Source organism: Acidobacteriota bacterium (genome assembly GCA_038040445.1).
GTDB lineage: Bacteria > Acidobacteriota > Blastocatellia > UBA7656 > UBA7656 > Onstottus_A > Onstottus_A frigus.
In genome coordinates this window covers 332,811-349,726 of sequence record JBBPIG010000003.1, presented here as the reverse complement: position 1 = coordinate 349,726, position 16,916 = coordinate 332,811, and the positions used below count along the sequence as shown (strand labels likewise).

Annotated in this window: 14 protein-coding genes; 10 read left to right on the top strand and 4 right to left on the bottom strand. The window is 57.1% G+C overall.

Translation table 11 applies throughout. From position 1 onward, the window contains the following. Positions 1 to 211: 211 nt before the first annotated feature. Both AABO57_05340 and AABO57_05335 read right to left on the bottom strand, forming a co-directional pair. Entirely contained in the window at positions 212 to 889 is a 678-nt protein-coding gene (locus AABO57_05340; GenBank protein MEK6285145.1) for a response regulator transcription factor, read from the bottom strand. A 131-nt stretch (positions 890 to 1,020) separates the two neighbouring features. Next, positions 1,021 to 4,125: a two-component regulator propeller domain-containing protein gene (locus AABO57_05335; GenBank protein MEK6285144.1), complete on the bottom strand. Its 3,105-nt coding sequence runs from the start codon at positions 4,123 to 4,125 to the stop codon at positions 1,021 to 1,023. 185 nt (positions 4,126 to 4,310) lie between these two features. On the opposite strand from AABO57_05335, the gene cysK reads away from it, so the two are divergent. The 10 genes from cysK (at position 4,311) to AABO57_05285 (ending at position 15,065) form a co-directional block, all read left to right on the top strand. Continuing rightward, complete coding sequence (gene cysK / locus AABO57_05330) at positions 4,311 to 5,354, top strand: cysteine synthase A (GenBank protein MEK6285143.1); 1,044 nt, start codon at positions 4,311 to 4,313, stop codon at positions 5,352 to 5,354. A gap of 97 nt (positions 5,355 to 5,451) precedes the next feature. After that, positions 5,452 to 5,898 carry a tRNA (N6-threonylcarbamoyladenosine(37)-N6)-methyltransferase TrmO gene (gene tsaA / locus AABO57_05325; protein MEK6285142.1) on the top strand — a complete coding sequence of 149 codons (447 nt, stop codon included), beginning with the start codon at positions 5,452 to 5,454 and terminating at the stop codon, positions 5,896 to 5,898. 90 nt (positions 5,899 to 5,988) lie between these two features. Further along, positions 5,989 to 7,635 (top strand): hypothetical protein, encoded by a 1,647-nt coding sequence (locus AABO57_05320; protein ID MEK6285141.1) that lies wholly within the window; start codon positions 5,989 to 5,991, stop codon positions 7,633 to 7,635. Between the two features lie 65 nt (positions 7,636 to 7,700). Continuing rightward, positions 7,701 to 8,951 (top strand): threonine synthase, encoded by a 1,251-nt coding sequence (locus AABO57_05315; protein MEK6285140.1) that lies wholly within the window; start codon positions 7,701 to 7,703, stop codon positions 8,949 to 8,951. A 107-nt stretch (positions 8,952 to 9,058) separates the two neighbouring features. Then, positions 9,059 to 9,664 carry a Uma2 family endonuclease gene (locus AABO57_05310; protein MEK6285139.1) on the top strand — a complete coding sequence of 202 codons (606 nt, stop codon included), beginning with the start codon at positions 9,059 to 9,061 and terminating at the stop codon, positions 9,662 to 9,664. Between the two features lie 18 nt (positions 9,665 to 9,682). After that, positions 9,683 to 10,996, top strand: a complete 1,314-nt coding sequence (gene ssnA, locus AABO57_05305) for a putative aminohydrolase SsnA (GenBank protein ID MEK6285138.1) — start codon at positions 9,683 to 9,685, stop codon at positions 10,994 to 10,996. A gap of 261 nt (positions 10,997 to 11,257) precedes the next feature. Continuing rightward, on the top strand, positions 11,258 to 12,052 hold the full coding sequence (locus AABO57_05300; protein MEK6285137.1) for a hypothetical protein: 795 nt from the start codon (positions 11,258 to 11,260) through the stop codon (positions 12,050 to 12,052). 36 nt (positions 12,053 to 12,088) lie between these two features. Then, complete coding sequence (locus AABO57_05295) at positions 12,089 to 12,958, top strand: nitrilase-related carbon-nitrogen hydrolase (protein ID MEK6285136.1); 870 nt, start codon at positions 12,089 to 12,091, stop codon at positions 12,956 to 12,958. A 210-nt stretch (positions 12,959 to 13,168) separates the two neighbouring features. Then, positions 13,169 to 14,761, top strand: a complete 1,593-nt coding sequence (locus AABO57_05290; GenBank protein ID MEK6285135.1) for an FAD-dependent oxidoreductase — start codon at positions 13,169 to 13,171, stop codon at positions 14,759 to 14,761. Positions 14,762 to 14,819: 58 nt separating this feature from the next. Next, on the top strand, positions 14,820 to 15,065 hold the full coding sequence (locus AABO57_05285; protein MEK6285134.1) for an addiction module protein: 246 nt from the start codon (positions 14,820 to 14,822) through the stop codon (positions 15,063 to 15,065). A 315-nt stretch (positions 15,066 to 15,380) separates the two neighbouring features. Here the strand turns inward: AABO57_05285 and AABO57_05280 are convergent, their stop codons facing one another. Both AABO57_05280 and AABO57_05275 read right to left on the bottom strand, forming a co-directional pair. Further along, positions 15,381 to 15,791: a DUF3037 domain-containing protein gene (locus AABO57_05280; GenBank protein ID MEK6285133.1), complete on the bottom strand. Its 411-nt coding sequence runs from the start codon at positions 15,789 to 15,791 to the stop codon at positions 15,381 to 15,383. Beyond that, a complete protein-coding gene (locus AABO57_05275; GenBank protein ID MEK6285132.1) occupies positions 15,769 to 16,599 on the bottom strand; it encodes a HipA family kinase in 831 nt (276 codons plus the stop codon). Before AABO57_05275 ends, AABO57_05280 begins: the two co-directional genes overlap by 23 nt. Between the last annotated feature and the right edge of the window lie 317 nt (positions 16,600 to 16,916).

Sequence of the window (16,916 nt, the reverse complement as noted above, 5' to 3'; positions counted from 1 at the left end):
CGATCTCCTTCGACGTGCGTATCGGTTCTTGGCGTGCAGGCACTACCACGGTTCATCCAATCGAACACAGCTTCAGCAGTGCGCTTGACAACAAGTACCGCAAAATGAAGGCGGAGTCACCGTCTGTCTGATAGGTTTGTGAAACGGAGCGCGTGGGAAGACAAAGGGAAAACCATATACCGAAGCCATCCGGCTCTGGCTCTTGCCTTCATTAGACCAGCCTGTTGCGGAGGGCTTTGGATACGGCTTCGGATTTGGAATGAACTTGCAGTTTTTGGTAGATGTTTCTCATGTGGAATGCAACCGTGGTGACGCTGATGCCTGCTTCGACCGCGGCCGTCTTATAATTGTGACCTTCAACCAACAACTTCAATAGCCTGATTTCATGCGGCGTCAGCTTATAATCGGCCCGCGCGGGCGGGCGAATGTCTCGAAACAACTTGATCACCCGAAGCGCTATCTCAGGCGACATCGGCGCCCCCCCGTTCATGGCCTCTCTCAGGCTTTCAAGCAGCCGGGCCGGTGGCGTCTTCTTCAACAAATACCCCGTGGCTCCAGCGCATAGCGCGTCAAAGATCATTTCGTCATCTTCGTATACCGTAAGCATAAGCAACAACATGCCCGGATAGCGTTCCTTGAGGATCGGGATACCCTCGACGCCGCTCATCCCGGGCAATCCAATATCCACCAGGACCACGTCCGGGACTTCAAAGCCGATCTTCTCCAGCGCCTCTTCCATAGAGCGAAAAGTGCCGAGGCAACGATAGCCGTCTGTGCCTCTAATCATCATCGCCAGACCTTCGCGGATGTCGCGCTGATCTTCGATGATGGCGGCTTTGATGATAGCCGGAGCCGACGCTAGCACGGTTGCTGGAGTTCTGTTTTCCATTGACTGTTTTCCTCCGGCGGCTGGCTGCTAGTCACCGAGACTACATTAAAACACCCGGTCTGTCACCGTCCGCATAGACGGGTACTTCTCACTGCAAACGGCCCGTTGGAGCGCTTTCCGCCGAATCAAATCTATCGCTCGCCGTACCCTTTTCGCTTCACTGTAGCCGCCAGGGGCGCTTTCAGCGTCACAATCGTGCCTTCTGCTTTATTTGAAATGATGTCGAGTTGACCACCGAGGCTTTTTGCCCGGGCGGTCATGCTCTTGAGCCCATGACCGTGGCTGACGTGAGAGAGGTCGAAGCCTTTGCCATTGTCCTTCAAGGTCAAGTCGAGCCATCCTCCTTCGATTTGTAACTCGATATCCACTCTCGTGCATGCGGAGTGACGCATCAGGTTGCTGACGCTCTCCTTGAAAATCAGAAACACCTGACGGCGGACATCCGCGCCCACTTTCGTGTATGCTTCGGCGCTTGGCGCGCGGAAGCTAAACTCGAGTTTGCGGGCGGTGAAGATGTCGCTTGCGAACCGCCGCATGCGCTGCGTCAGATCGCTGAGATGGTCCTTGTTTGGGTTTATCGCCCAGACTATATCGCTCATTGAATCCACAAGCTCTCGCGAAGTGGCTGCAATTGTTGAGAGCGGCTCTATAACCCGCAAGTTACCCTTGTCCACCTGCTGACTGACAACTTCGCTAAGGATCGCAATCCGTGACAGGTTCGATCCGATGTCGTCGTGCAAATCAGTGGCGATGCGCGTCCGTACACGTTCGAGCTCGATCAACCGCGCCACGCGATAACGGACAATTGCATAAGCCGCCAATCCAACCAACATCGCGGCAAGTGTCATAAACCACCATCGCTGCCAGATCGGCGAGAGGATGCGAAACTCCAGCATCGCCGGCTCAGGGCTCGCCAGGCCGTCTTCATCTATCGCTCGAACGAGAAACCGATACGCACCGGAACCGAGTCGCGCGAGATTCAGCGACCGCTGTTCGGTGGGCGGGTTCCAGTCCGCATCCACACCCTCGAGCTTGTATTGATACTTAAGCTGACGCCCACCTTGAAAACTCAGACCGACGTACTCAATCATGATATTGTTTTGTGAGCCTGGCAGAGTGAAGGCAGGCAGGCTAATGGCGCCGGTCTCGGGCAAAGGCACTTCTTCGCCCGCCACCTGAAGCCGACTTAGGTAAATGGGCGGGGGTTGCCTTACCGTCAGCTCGGTGCGCGGGTTGAATCTCGATAGTCCCGTCTCCGTTCCAATCCAAATATCGCCTCGACTGTCCCTGAAGCAATCGTTGATTTCATTCCCGGCCAGCCCGTCCGCCGTCGTGAAGTGGCGGATATTCCCAGTTGTTAAATCGACTTGGTCGACTCCCTTGTTTGTTGCGAAATAGAGCCGACCGAGATTATCCTCGGCTATAGAGTGGACAGTGTCGCTGGCCAGGCCATTCTCAGTTGAATAATTCACAAACTTCGGGGGTTCTGCTGTCGGATCGGTCGTCATCGAGACGCCTCTGTAGCGCAATCCTATCCAGAGTCTGCCCCGACTATCTTGAAAGAACGCGCGCGCTTGAACATCAGGTAGCCCTTCGGCCGGCTCAACGACCTGGATTTTCCCGTTTATCAATCTACCAAGCCCTCCATACCCGCCTAACCATAGCGCCCCTGAGGAGTCGCCTATCATCACCAAAACTGCATCTGTGATGGTCGAAGACATCTTCGCCAATTGAAAGCGCTCTCGGGTGTGACTGCCTTGTCGCCCCGGACCAAACAAAAAGAGGTTGCCTCTAGAGCTGATCCACAGCTTTCCGCCCGGGTCTTCATGCATCCCCGGTCCCGAAAAAACCGGTATCTCCGACCTTCCATCGCCTGCGGTGACCTTCTTGCCGTGTTGGAGCTGTAACTTCGGTCCGGGGAAACGATACAGGCCTTTGTCAGTGCCTATCCACCAGTCTCCTCGACGGTCCTGGAGAACACGCTTGCGTACACTGTTGAACGGTGGCGCCTGCGAGCCGGGGACCGGCACAGCTTTTTCGTTCAAAATTTCCACAATGCCGCCATCATGAGTGCTGGCATACATCCGTCCTTCGCGATCTTCGATTACCCTTTGGACATTTTGGTCGGGAAGTCCCTCTGCTTCTGTGAAGCTGACGATTGCCTCACCCGAAAGTTTGCACAACAGACCTGACCGGGTGCCCATCCACAGATTGCCGTCCCTATCTTCGTACAGTGATCCGATTTCAGCGGAGAGCTGGGCACTCGTGTAGTTGCTCTGCGAGCCGTCTTGGTACTTGATCAATCCCTTCGATGTGCCAATCCAGAGTACCCCTGAAGAGCCGTTGGCCATAGTAAGAATTCTCTCGTCTCGCATCAGGGTTATGGGCAGTCTGTCCCATCGTCCAATGCCTTTGGGATCTGGACTGGTATTTGAAACCGGGGTTGATTCTTGCGGACTCGTTGGCCGAATGAACTCAAACACACCGCCGGAATTCGAGACAAGCAGTCTTCCCCGTTGATCCTCTACCATGCTCACCACCGAAGAGCGGACAACCTCGTCCGATAAGCCATATCTGATCACCTGGCCTTTGACGATAAGCAGTAACTCCTTGCCAACCACAAACCATAGATGCCCTCGGCTATCGGCGAAAGCCGGCCCTTTAGCTGGTAGAACGAGTTCAAACTGAGGGTCCTCACTTTCGGTCGCAAGCGCGCGATAAATCCCGCCGTTAGTAAAGCACCAGAGCCTGCTGTCTGCATCAAAAAGAATTTTGGATACTTCATTCGATCCTTGCGTACTACCCACGGGATATGTCACAAACTTCCGCGCGGTCGTCCGAGAGTTTCTCTGTCTCAACGAGAGGGCTTCTTGAGGTTCACTTACCAGGCGGGCCACTCCGCTACCCCAGGTGCCGACCCACATACGACCCTGCGGATCTTCGGTAATTGAATTGACGACGGGATGCTCGAGTCCATCATGGGCTGCGTAGTTGATGAAGCGATAGCCATCAAAACGGCTAAGTCCGTCCGCAGTGCCGAACCATAGATAGCCCTTGGCGTCCTGGTATATGCATCTGATCGATCTGTGCGGCAATCCATCACTCACAGAGTAGCGGCGGACCGAGAGCTGCTGGGAGTAGACTTCAGGAGCGCTAACAAGGCCCCCCGCAACGACACATTGTATTGCGGCAATGGCTGCCAGTTTCACACCTCGCCGCCAGCAAAACGGACTCATCATCCCGTTCCTATCTCACGTTATTGAGCAGGCTTGTGTTGTTAGGAATCGCTCGGCGCACAGTTTAACTCAAGTTGGTGCAGACTACGACGCCTTTCCTCCTTGCGTTTGTCCTCGGGTTGACCACTCTGCTAAAGTAGCGCCCAGTTCCACAAGAAGAGAGAAAGGACTCCTGAAGGCTTCATATGCTCACATGGGACCGTCAACGAAAACATTCCAAATCAATACTTCAAGCAATAGGCAATACGCCTCTCGTTCGCCTCAACCGCGTCACTAAAGACGTTGCCCCCGAGATTCTCGTCAAGCTCGAATACTTCAGCCCATCGGGCTCGCTCAAGGACCGAATCTATCTGAACATGATCGAGAAAGCCGAGGCGCGAGGCCACCTTAAACCCGGGATGACCATCCTCGAATGCTCAACGGGCAATGCCGGTATTGCTTGCTCATTCGTCGCCGCGGTGAAAGGCTACCCCTGCATCATCGTTATGCCCGAAGGCATGAGCGAGGAACGCAAAAAAATGGACATCGCCTACGGCACGCAGATGGTCTACACGCCGGGCGGCGAGTCTGACGTTGACCTCGCGCTTCAAAAGCTTGAGCGCATTCGAGAACTCGAACCCGAGAAGTACTGGGTTCCTTCGCAGTTCGACAACCCCGACAATATCAAGGCTCACTACAAAACGACCGGCCCCGAAATCTGGGAACAGACCCGAGGAAAGATTGACGCATACGTCGGAACGCAAGGAACCGGCGGGCAGTTGACCGGCATCGGCCGATATCTGCGCAAGAAAAAAAAGAAGGTCAAGCTCTATGCCGGCGAGCCCGCGGAATGCCCGCTGCTGTCGCGCCGCGAATGGGGCGAACACAAGATCGAAGGAATCGGCGACGGCTTTGTTCCGCGCGATCTCGATCTGAGCCTGCTCGACGGAATAGTGACCATCAAGTCGGATGAAGCGATTGAGATGGCCAGACGGCTGGCTAAAGAGGAAGGGATCTTCTGCGGCATTTCGTCCGGCGCAAATGTCGTCGCCGCGATCAAGCTTGCAAACCGTCATCCAAAGATGAAACGAATCGTTACGATGATCTGCGACTCGGGACAGCGCTACTTCTCGACTGAGCTGTGCGGTTCGCCCAAGCACGTCGTGTCGCCCGAGCGCGAACACCCGATTGATGAGTACACGCGGGTACAACTCGACAAGTATCAAGGGTCTTGGGAGATAATCGACTAGCGAGGTTTGAGTTCAGAGCACCGCTACTGGCGGAGCTCATTCCGAATCAAGAATATCCCACCTGGCTAAAGGCGGCACTCATAACGAAATGTTCGAAATGCAACCCATCGGATTCGTTCGCAGCCCTTACTCTGAAACCTCTCAGATCCCAAAAGGCTGCGGAGCAAAACACGAAGCCGAAGGCGTGCTCGAAATACTTCCTGACTTCGAGCTGGGCCTGACTGACATCGAAGGCTTCTCGCACCTGTTCATAATCTGGGTGTTTCATCAAGCGGAGGGCTCCTCGCTGCTCGGCACGCCGCCAACCGACAACCGGCCGCACGGGGTGTTCGCAACTCGATCGCCGTACAGGCCCAACCCGATCGGCCTGACGGTTGTTGAATTGATCCGCCGCGAAGGTCCGCGCCTGTATGTTCGGGGCGTTGACATGCTTGACGGCACGCCAATCCTCGACATCAAGCCTTACCTGTCGAGCGCGCCGGCCGAAGGGCTGAAGCGTGGATGGCTGGATGAAGCCGAGGCGCGCAAGCGAAAGGGCGGTTAGAACACACGCGCCGAGGCTTGCCCGAAGCGTCGAGCTTTACGATAGTATTCAACGACCCTTTGCTTTAAAAAGAGAAATCGAGGTATCACCATGAAAAGACTTCACCTGCTAACTACTACCACGTTCTTTGTTTTCTTCGTGTCGGTAACCGCCCGAGCGCAGGACGACCATCAACATCATCACGACGCCGGCGAGAAGATTGGCAAAGTTAACTTCCGAACCTCTTGCTCGCCGCGCGTCGGGAACCAATTCAACCGCGCGGCAGCGCTGCTTCACTCGTTTGGCTACGAGCAGGCGGGGAAGGCGTTCACCGAGGTCCTGACCACCGATCCTGGCTGCGCGATGGCTTACTGGGGCATTGCGATGACTCAGAATCATCCGCTCTGGGCGCCTCCCACCCCGGCCGAGTTGAAGAAGGCATCTGCCGCGTTAGAGAAGGCAAAGTCGATGAACGTCGGGACCGAGCGCGAGCGCGACTACCTTGCGGCAATCGACGCCTTCTATAAGGACTACGATAAAGTCGACCATGCGACTCGCACGATGGCGTATGAGAAAGCGATGGAACAGGTGTTCGCGCGCTACCCCGATGACCTGGAGGGCGCAGTCTTCTACGCCCTTTCGATGTTGGGGACGGCAAGCTCGCGCCCGGTCGACAAGACCTTCTCAAAGCAGAAGCGCGCGGCTGAAATCCTGAACAGCGTACTCAAGAAGCAGCCAGAACATCCGGGCATCGCCCACTATATTATTCACAGCTACGACTTTCCAGAGCTTGCAAGCATGGCGTTGCCGGCCGCGCTCAGCTATTCGAAGATCGCGCCTTCTTCTCCTCACGCGCTTCACATGCCGTCGCACATCTTCACAAGGCTGGGGCTTTGGCCGGAGTCAATCCAATCGAATTTGACGTCAGCCGACGCAGCCCGTCGTCTGGTAGCGAAGACGCACCCTGGAGCCGGCTCGTTCGATCAGCTCCACGCGATGGACTATCTGATGTACGCGTATCTGCAGGGCGCGCAGGACCGGAAGGCGCAACAGGTCCTGGATGAGATGAAGACGATGGACAAGCTTGACGACTACGTCATCGCCGCGGCCTATTCATTCGCAGCAGCGCCTGCTCGTTACGCGCTCGAGCGAGGCCGGTGGGCGGACGCCGCGCGCCTCACGCTCTATCCGGCAAGCTTTCCGTGGAATCGTTTCCCCCATGCAGAGGCTATCGCCATCTTCAGCCGAGCGATCGGTTCGGCCCGAAGCGGCGATGCCGCCTCGGCACGCAAGGACGCTGAGCGGCTCGAAGCGCTTCGCCAGAAGCTGATCGCTTCAAAGGACCCTTACTGGCCGACGCAAGTGGAGATTCAGAAACTAGCTGCTGAAGCCTGGATCGCAAGAGCGGAATCCAGAAACGAAGACGCGGTGAGAAGCATGCGAGCGGCCGCGGAGTTGGAAGACTCGACGGACAAACATCCGGTCACGCCTGGCGCGGTTCTTCCAGCGCGCGAATTGCTCGGCGATCTGTTGCTGGAACTCGCGCGGCCGGCCGAGGCGCTCAAGGAATACGAAGCATCGCTTCGCACGTCCCCCAATCGATTCGGCGGACTCTACGGCGCGGGGCGCGCGGCCGAGATGGCGAAGGATCGCAAAAAAGCCAGGGAGTTCTATCTGAAGCTGGCTGCCATATGCGCAAAGGCTGACAGCGACAGGCCTGAGCTTGCGCACGCGAAGAAGTTTATCGCCGCCAACTAACACGAGTCGCACAAGAAGGACAATGACATCGAAGTAGTCGAGATGATTCAAGCGAGCGTCTCTGGATGAGCAACGTTGCAGGACTGAAGTGCGTCGAGTGCGGACGAGAGTATCGCGTCGGTGAGGTCGAATATATCTGCGCATCGTGCGATGGAAACCTGGACGTGTTTTATGACTACGACCGGGTCCGCGCGTTGCTGACCAAGGCCCGGCTTACCGATGATCGCAACTTCACGATGTGGCGTTACCGAGCGCTCTTACCGATTGAAGATTTATCTTTTATCCCGCCGCTCACCGTGGGTTGGACTCCGATCTACGACTGTACCCATTTAGCCGAGCGTTACGCGATCAGGCAACTGCTGATCAAAGACGACGGCCGCAATCCAACCGGGTCGTTTAAGGATCGCCCAAGTGCGCTGGCCGTCGTCAAAGCAAAAGAAGCAGGAGCGGCGATCGTCACTACCGCTTCGTCGGGCAACGCCGGAAGCGCGCTCGCCGGCATGTGCGCCAGTGTCGGGATGGAATCCGTGATCTTTGTGCCTGCTTCTGCTCCGGCGGCCAAGATCGCACAGCTTCAAGTCTACGGCGCGAGAGTCGTGCTCATCGACGGAAGCTACGATCAGGCTTATGACTTGTGCATCGAGGCTTCGCGGCGGTTCGGCTGGTATCAACGCAGCACCGGCTACAACCCTTTCACTCGCGAGGGCAAGAAAACCGCCGCGCTTGAAATCGAGGAGCAGTTGAACTGGGACGTTCCCGACAAAGTGTTTGTCGCGGTCGGCGATGGCAACATCATCAGCGGATTGTGGAAGGGATTCAATGATCTCCATCAGATCGGCTTCATCGATCGCCTGCCTCAGATGATCGGCGTGCAATCGGAGACGGCTTCGGCGATCGTGGACGCGGCAAACGGCGATGGCATTGTGCGAGAAGGTCCGGCTCACACGATGGCCGACAGCATAAACGTTGGAAAGCCTCGCGACGCAACGATGGCGGTTCGCGCGATTCGAGAGTCGAAAGGACGGGGCGTCAAAGTGAGCGACGACGAGATCATAGCCGCGATTCCGCAGCTTGCTCGCGAGACAGGTGTCTTCGTGGAACCTGCGGCGGCGGCGGCCTACGCCGGCTTTATGGAGTTGTGTGAAAGCGGGGCGCTAAGATCAGACGAACGCTTATTGCTGATGCTTACCGGCAACGGACTGAAAGACATCGACTCCGCGCGGCGGGCAGTTAAGGAGCCCTTGCGAATGCGGCCGGATCTGGACGAGTTGACCCGCCGATTAGCGGAAGAGCAGCGACGGCGGTCGGATCGCTAACCCCGCTTGCGGCGCTTTGATTCTTGAGCAACGGCGAGCTCGACGCGATATAATGAGCCTGCGAACCGCGAACAGAATGCGGTGCGGCCTCTGACAAGGAGACGTTCATGGCTTCACGAGTTCCGGTCTATAAGCTTTCTGTTGAGGAGTATCTGGAGGCAGAAGAGGACGCTGCTGTACGTCACGAATACGTTGCGGGTCAGATCTATGCGATGGCGGGGGCCAGCGACGAACACAACACAATTGCGTTGAATGTCGCGACCCTGCTTCGATCGCGTTTGCGCGGCGGGCCTTGTCGCGTTTATATCTCAGACATGAAGGTAAGGATCGAGATTACGGACGTGTTCTATTACCCCGATGTTCTTGTGACCTGCGATCCGGAAGACACCGGCCGCTACGCCAAGACCCGCCCAGCCCTCATAGTCGAGGTGACTTCGCCGTCGACAACCGTCACCGACCATCGCGAGAAGCTACTTGCTTATCAGAAGCTGCCAAGCCTTCGAGAGTATGTGATGATCGGGCAGCACGAGATGAGGGTTGAAATCTATCGCCTGGACAAACATGGCCACTGGTGGCTCGAAACCTACGGACCCGAGCATTCTTTCGAGCTTGAGTCAGTGAATCTGGAGATCGCGGTCAAAGACGTCTATGAGGACGTTATTCTTCGGCCGTGGCCGGCCGACGAACCCGAACCACCTGTCAATCCAGGTTGAGTCCACGCACGCCTGCAAATGTCCTACCTGTTCAAATCCGCCAGTATCATTACGCTTGGACCGCCAAGCGTCTGCCGCGGTGACCTCAGAGTTGACGGCGGGCTCGTGGTGGAGCGCGGCGACGAGCTTGAGTCGCAACCCGGCGACGACATCATTCACTTGAACGGCAAGCTCGTGATGCCGGGTATGGTCTGCGCTCACACTCACCTGTACTCGGCGCTCGCACGAGGCATGCCCGCGCCGCCACGAACACCCGCGAACTTCAAAGAGACTCTCGAACTGATCTGGTGGCGGCTGGATCGCGCGCTCGATGAAGAAACAATCTATTGGAGCGCGATGGCCGGTGCAATGGACGCAGCCCGCGCCGGGACAACCTGCTTGTTCGATCATCACGCTTCGCCGTCGCATATCACGGGCTCGCTTCAGATCGTGCGAGAGGCTATCGAGAAAGCTGGACTGCGAGCCGTGCTCTGCTACGAGGTAACCGATCGCGGCGGCACTCGGGAGCGCGATCACGGGTTGGAAGAGAACCGCGATTTCCTGAGCTGGACCCGCCGGCCGGCGCCGCAAACGACGCCTGCACTTTTTCGCGCGATGGTTGGGGCTCACGCGTCGTTCACTCTTTCGAACGAATCGCTCGACGCTTGCGCAGAACTGATGCGTGAGTTCGACGCCGGACTTCACATTCACGTGGCCGAAGACAAGTGTGACGTCGAGGACGCGCGATCTCGGTATGACCTTGGAGTCGTCGAACGGCTTGCGAAGCACGGCGCGCTCAACAGTCAAACCATCCTCGCTCACGGAATACACCTATCCGGCGAGGACCTCGAGATTGCGCGATCGGCTGGCGTGTGGTTCGCACACAATCCGCGCTCGAATATGAACAATCAAGTCGGCTATGCACCGGTGGCGAAGTTCGGCGAGCGTGTAGTGCTGGGCACCGACGGAATCGGGGCTGATATGTTTGAAGAATCGCACTTCGCGTTCTTCAAAGGCCGCGACGCTCGCACAGGCTTTGGCGCCGATGACTGGCTGCGGGTCCTGGCTAACAATCAAGGCCTGGCTTCAGAAATGTTTGGCGGCGATCTGCGCTCGCTCGGCGCCGGCTCGATCGCCGACTTGATCGTGCTCGACTACCAATCGCCTACGCCGCTGACTGCCGGCAATCTCGCGTGGCATCTTCTGTTTGGGATGAACTCGAGCGCGGTTGAAAGCGTGATGGTGAACGGCAGATTCGTGATCAGAGATCGATGCTCGGCGCTTGGTGATGATTTTTACGACGAGGCTCGAAAGGCGAGCGAGAAGCTGTGGACTAAGCTGCGAGAGATTTGACCGAGGCTTTCATCTGCTGACGTACAGGCTTCGCTCTAGCAACCTCTTGATGCGCGTCAGGTTTTCGCGCATCACCTCTGACAGAGACTATCCACCCACTGCCGTGGGGTGGTATTCCCGGAGTTTTCATAGTCTCTGTCAGAGATGATCCGCGAAAACCTGACGCGCACCGCCGCCTCTGTTGCCCTTTCAGCAATGCGTTTGCTACTTTTAGCTTTCAATCAAATTAAATCTCGGCAATAACCGAAAGATCGAATTCGAATGTCAAACGAAGTCGCAAGGAACGACAATCACCCCGACGCTGCCGCGGCCCGCAGATGGCTGCAGCGCGCCGCCATCCTGGCTTTGCTAGTGCTCTCCGGTTGCGCAAAGAGCGAGCCGCCCACACAACCCTCGCCTGCGCGTCCTGCTGCTCCACCGCAGGCGCCAGTGGCCGAACAGCCGAAGGCGGCTTCTGAGTTGGTGACGATGGACGTAGCTAAAGCCGTGATGGTTACGGTCGAGCTGGACTTCGGCCCGAAGGTCCCGTCCATCGCGCAAGCGTTGACCCAGGTCGAACGACGCTACCAACCAGACGACGGTCAAGGCCGCACGTTTGCCGTTCTTGATGCGTACGGCGAACCGACGCCCGATGGCAAGCTGCACATGTCGATGCACGTGAGCAGCGAGAAGCCCGGTCTTGGATGGCTAGTCTTCAAGCGAACGGGCGAGACGCTGTGGCGTGGCAAGATCAATCCAACGTCGCAGCCGATTCAGCCCAAGAATCTGACCATTCTGCTGGACAATGGAAGAGGGACCACGCTGACCGTAGACGGCTCAGCCAATCCCAACTCGATCATCGATGCGAAGGTCAAACCCGGGGACTTGCCCGTGCGGGACATCTGGCCGGATGGTCAGGAGCGCGACCTGACTTTCATCTACAGCGCGTGCGGCTGTCCGGTCCACGTACTGGCGCGCCGAGCCGGCGATCGGACCGTGCGCGTCAAAGATACGCCGGTGATTTTCCCTGATGACCCGGCCGTAGTCGATATCATCAATCGACTGATGAGGTGGTGAGGTCCATAGTGATCGAACGATAGGAGAAATCGGAAAATGCCAAGAATAGTCAGATGCGGACTGATACAAGCCGCCAATGTAGAACCAGCCGAAAGCTCAATCGAGAAAATCAAAAAAGCCATGGTCGATAAGCACGTCTCGATGATCGACGACGCGGCGAAGAAAGGCGTGCAGATCATCTGCCTCCAGGAGCTTTTCTATGGACCTTACTTCCCTGCCGAACAGAACCCTCACTGGTACGATCTGGTCGAACGCATACCCGATGGACCGACGACTCAACTGATGTGCGAGATTGCGCGTCAGCACAGAATGGCGATGGTCGTACCCATCTACGAGGAAGAGATGACCGGCGTGTACTACAACACCGCCGCTGTCATTGATGCTGATGGGAAGTATCTCGGCAAGTATCGCAAGTCTCACATACCGCATTGTCTGCCGGGCTTCTGGGAGAAGTTCTATTTCACGCCGGGCAACCTGGGCTTTCCGACTTTTGAAACCAAGTACGCGCGCATCGGAGTGTACATCTGTTACGACCGGCACTTTCCTGAGGGCGCGCGAGCCTTAGGGTTAAACGGCGCGGAGATCGTTTTCATTCCGTCCGCGACTACTAAAGGACACGCCGATTATTTGTGGGAGCTGGAGCAGCGGGCGCACGCGGTAGCCAACGGCTACTTCGTTGGGACGATCAATCGAGTGGGCACGGAAGCGCCCTGGAACATCGGCGAGTTCTTCGGTTCATCGTACTTCGCGAACCCGGACGGCCGAATACTGGCTAAGGGCAGCGAGGACAAAGACGAGTTGATCGTGGCTGACCTGGACCTCGACCAGATCAAAGAAGTGCGAACGCACTGGCAGTTCTATCGCGACCGGCGGCCGGAAATGTACGGCCCGCTTTGTGGTCAGTAGTGAATAACTTCTTTTCTTGAGGCTTCGCTACGTTCTGATGCGAAGAGAAGACTGGTGATCACCAAGCAGCGTTCACCCTTTCCGTTCCCGATGGGGACCCGACCGGCCTCTACACCCACCGCTTGATATGCCAAAGCCCACAGCGTAAGATTCACCGCGTTTGACGAATGGGAGTCTCATTCCCTTCCCAAGACCAGGAGGTGAAAGTCGATGGCTGACGAGATCCTTGATGTAGCAATTGTCGGAGGCGGGGTATCCGGCGTGTATTCGGCTTGGAGACTGATGACCGAAGGCGGCAAGAAGAACGTCGCAGTCTTCGAGGCGGGCGACGAGATCGGCGGCCGCCTGCTGTCGGTTACGCCGCCGCACATTCCTTTCATGAAGGCCGAACTGGGAGGCATGCGCATTCTGCCTGCCGTGCAACCGCGCATCACCAAATTGATCGACGTCTTGAACAAAGACGCCAAACCCGACGACTACATCGAAACCTATCCGTTTCCGGTCGATCAGCCTGACAACATCTCGTATCTGCGCGGAGTCCACTTGCGGCTGTCGGATTTCGGCAAGACCCCTTCTCCCGTTCCATACCGTTTGACCTTCCAGGAGCAAGGTCAAACACCGGGCCAGCTCGCGGTGAGCGCTATCGAACAAATAGTGCCGGGCATTACCAACCCCGGTCTCAACGATGAGCAGCGCAGACAGATGGCTCAGAGCACGAGCTTCGCCGGCCAGCCTCTTTACAAGCAAGGGTTCTGGGGAGTGCTCTCGCGGGTGATGAGCGGAGAAGCCTATCAACTCGCGCTCGCCGCCGGGGGGTACGAGACTACGTTGTCGAATTGGAATGCGGCGGATGCGATACCGTGGTTCTTGTCGGACTTTGGCGTGGACCCTGAATACCTGGGATTCAAAAAAGGATTTCAGCAGGTACCGCTGACCCTTGAGGCGCGAGTCAAGAAAGGGCACGGCAAAGTTCATTGCGGCGCGCACGTGACCGGCTTCGAGCATAAGGGCGGCACGTTCGAGATACGGTTTAAGAATCGAAAGCCGGTTCGAGCAAAAGCGTTGATCCTGGCGATGCCTCGACGGGCACTCGAGCTGCTCGCACCTGCGAGCCCGCTGCTTCAACAGGAGAGTGTCGTGACTCTGATCAAGAGCGTCACCCCGAGGCCACTGTTCAAACTGTTCACGACTTATCTGAATCCGTGGTGGCTGCCGGCGGGAGTCGAGAAAGGACGAACGACAACCGATCTGCCGGTGCGCCAGACCTACTACTGGCCAAGGTTTGACGGCGAGCCGGCGCTGGGAGGCCGCGCGATGCTGATGGCGAGTTATGACGACGGGGTCAACATCGGCTTCTGGGACGGCTTCCGCACGAAACGCGGGGTCGGCTGGCGCGCAGGCGTTCGCGCCACGACCGATATGGAATGGTTTGCGGGAAGCGCTGAAGAAAACGCCAATGCTCGGTGGCTCAAGTATCGTGCGCCTCGGCGAATGGTGCGAGAGGTCCAGCGTCAACTGGCGGTGATCCACGGGCTCGGGTTTATCCCTGACGTGATCGATGCGAGCTTCAAGGACTGGGGCGACGATCCGTTCGGGGGCGGTTGGAACTCATGGAACATCGGCGTGAAGAGCCAGACCGTGAAGGAGAAGATTCTCAAGCCTGCGGACGCGCCGCTCTACATTTGCGGTGAAGCTTATTCGGACGCTCAAGGCTGGGTCGAAGGCGCTTTGCAAACGGCTGACATGATGTTGGAGAAATACTTCGACATCCCGCCGCTCGCTGAGGAGACACCGAGTAGTTAGATGATCTCGCGGTACCCTGACGTGCAGCCGTGGTATGCTCGGCTTCGAGGAAATTCCGATGTCTCAGACATTGCCACTCCCACCGCCCGGATTTGACGCGCTATCCGTTGAAGAGCAAATCGACTACGTCCAGTCTCTCTGGGACCACATTGCAGCGCGACCAGAAGAGGTTCCGGTGCCTGATTGGCATCGCCAGATACTCGCGGAGCGATTGGCAGCCTATGATGCGAGCCCGAGTGAGGGAAAGACTTGGGAGGAATTTGAAGAGGAACTCACACTGGGAGATTCAAAATCGGTCGAGTGACCAATGAAACGACACGTCTCGATTCGACCAGACGCTCAGGCCGATATTAAAGAGGCTGCATCATAGTATGAAAGCCAAGAGCCCGGTCTGGGAATGCGTTTCAAACTCGAAGCTCGAACCGCAATCAGACGCATCGGAGACAACGCTTTAATGTTTCCGGCTATCGACGAGAGGGCTCGGCGCGCGCTGCTCAGCAGCTTCCCCTACTCCGTTTATTTCACAGTTGAAGCGAAAGAGGTTGCGATCCTCGCTGTCCTGATCAACACCGACATCCCTGCACCTGGAAGACGAGGCCGTGACAGGATGGCTAAATCGCTAGGCGGGGTCTGTCGCTGAGCGAGGCGGGCGCACCATCGTGTTGAGCAAGTGCTCGAGCACTTCGGTTGGGTTCTTGCAGCTACCGGTGTGCACTGCGGATACCTGGATAGTCGTGCTTCGGGTCGCCACCAACCAGTGGAAGCGCTCCCTCTGTGATAGTAGACCAATTGGACCTGCCTGCTCTCCGCCGGCACAGATAGCCGGGATGGTCGCCAGATGAACTCGGATTGATTCGATATCAAGCGATGAATCAAGGGCCATAAGCCGCTGCTCATCCAGTTCAACGCGGGCCTCGAGAAACTTTCTGGCGGGGCACGAGACTATCACTCCGACGTTCACGAACTCTTCACGCTCGACTCTCGGAACTACGCGGAATACGGCGTAATCATACGGATAGTGATCGCGCACGGATCGCCTCCTCCAGGAAAACATGCGGCGCCTCGAGCCGGCTCAGCAAATACTCGATGTAAGCATCCCGATGTTCGGCGGACCCGCCAAACGGGGAGTCGCTAACCTGAGACTCAGCGGCCAACCAAGCGTCGGGAATGAGTTCTACTATACCGCAAATGATGTCTGGTGTGGTCCGCTCGGTCATCTTCGAGTCTACCTCGCGAAGAGAGAGCGGAGATGTAGACGGCAGCAAGACATGGTCTTTGATCCAGGGGAAAGCGTCGCGGCTGCGCTCCAAGTAGTTGGTCCAGGTGTGGTGGAAGTAGAGGGCTGCACCATGATCAATGAGCCAGAGCCGGCGGTGCCACATGAGCATGTTCGCGTTGCGCGGCGTACGGTCAACATTAGTCACGTAAGCGTCGAACCACACGACCATCGAGGCGAGTTCGGCGTCGAGCTTCTCGGCAACCGGATCAAACGTTACGGAACCTGGCAGGTAGTCGAGGGCGAGGTTTAGACCGGCGCTCGCCCTGATCAGGTCTTGGATCTCGGGGTCCGGCTCGGTGCGAGCGAGTTCGGGGTCGAGTTCAACGAAGACAATCTCAGGCACGGGCAACCCTACTGCACGGCCTATCTCCCCCGCCACTAGCTCCGCGATTAGAGCCTTGGGTCCCTGACCCGCGCCACGGAACTTGAGCACATACATTCCATCGTCATCGGCTTCGACTATCGCTGGAAGCGATCCACCCTCGCGTAACGGGGTGACATACCTCGTGGCAGTTACTGTTCTCACTCCAGAAGGCTGAAGGGATTTTCCATTTTCCATTTGCGATTTTCCATCTTCCAACGCATCCTCGCGCTCGACCTGCGTGCAACGCCCCGTTTAGCGCGCCTAGCAGGGTGCTGAAAAAGCCGATGATACACGAGTATTCAGATGCAATCCCACCAACGCAGTTGGTGGATCGTTCATACCCAGCCTACACGAGACACTGGGCCGGGGTCCCGAATCCCACCAACGCAGTTGGTGGATCGTTCATACCCAGCCTAATTCTCCGCTCCGATTCATTTTCCGGCTGATCAGAGCCAGGTCGGATATGAACGAACCACCAACTGCGTTGGTGGGATTCTCGGCCCTCCCTAGTG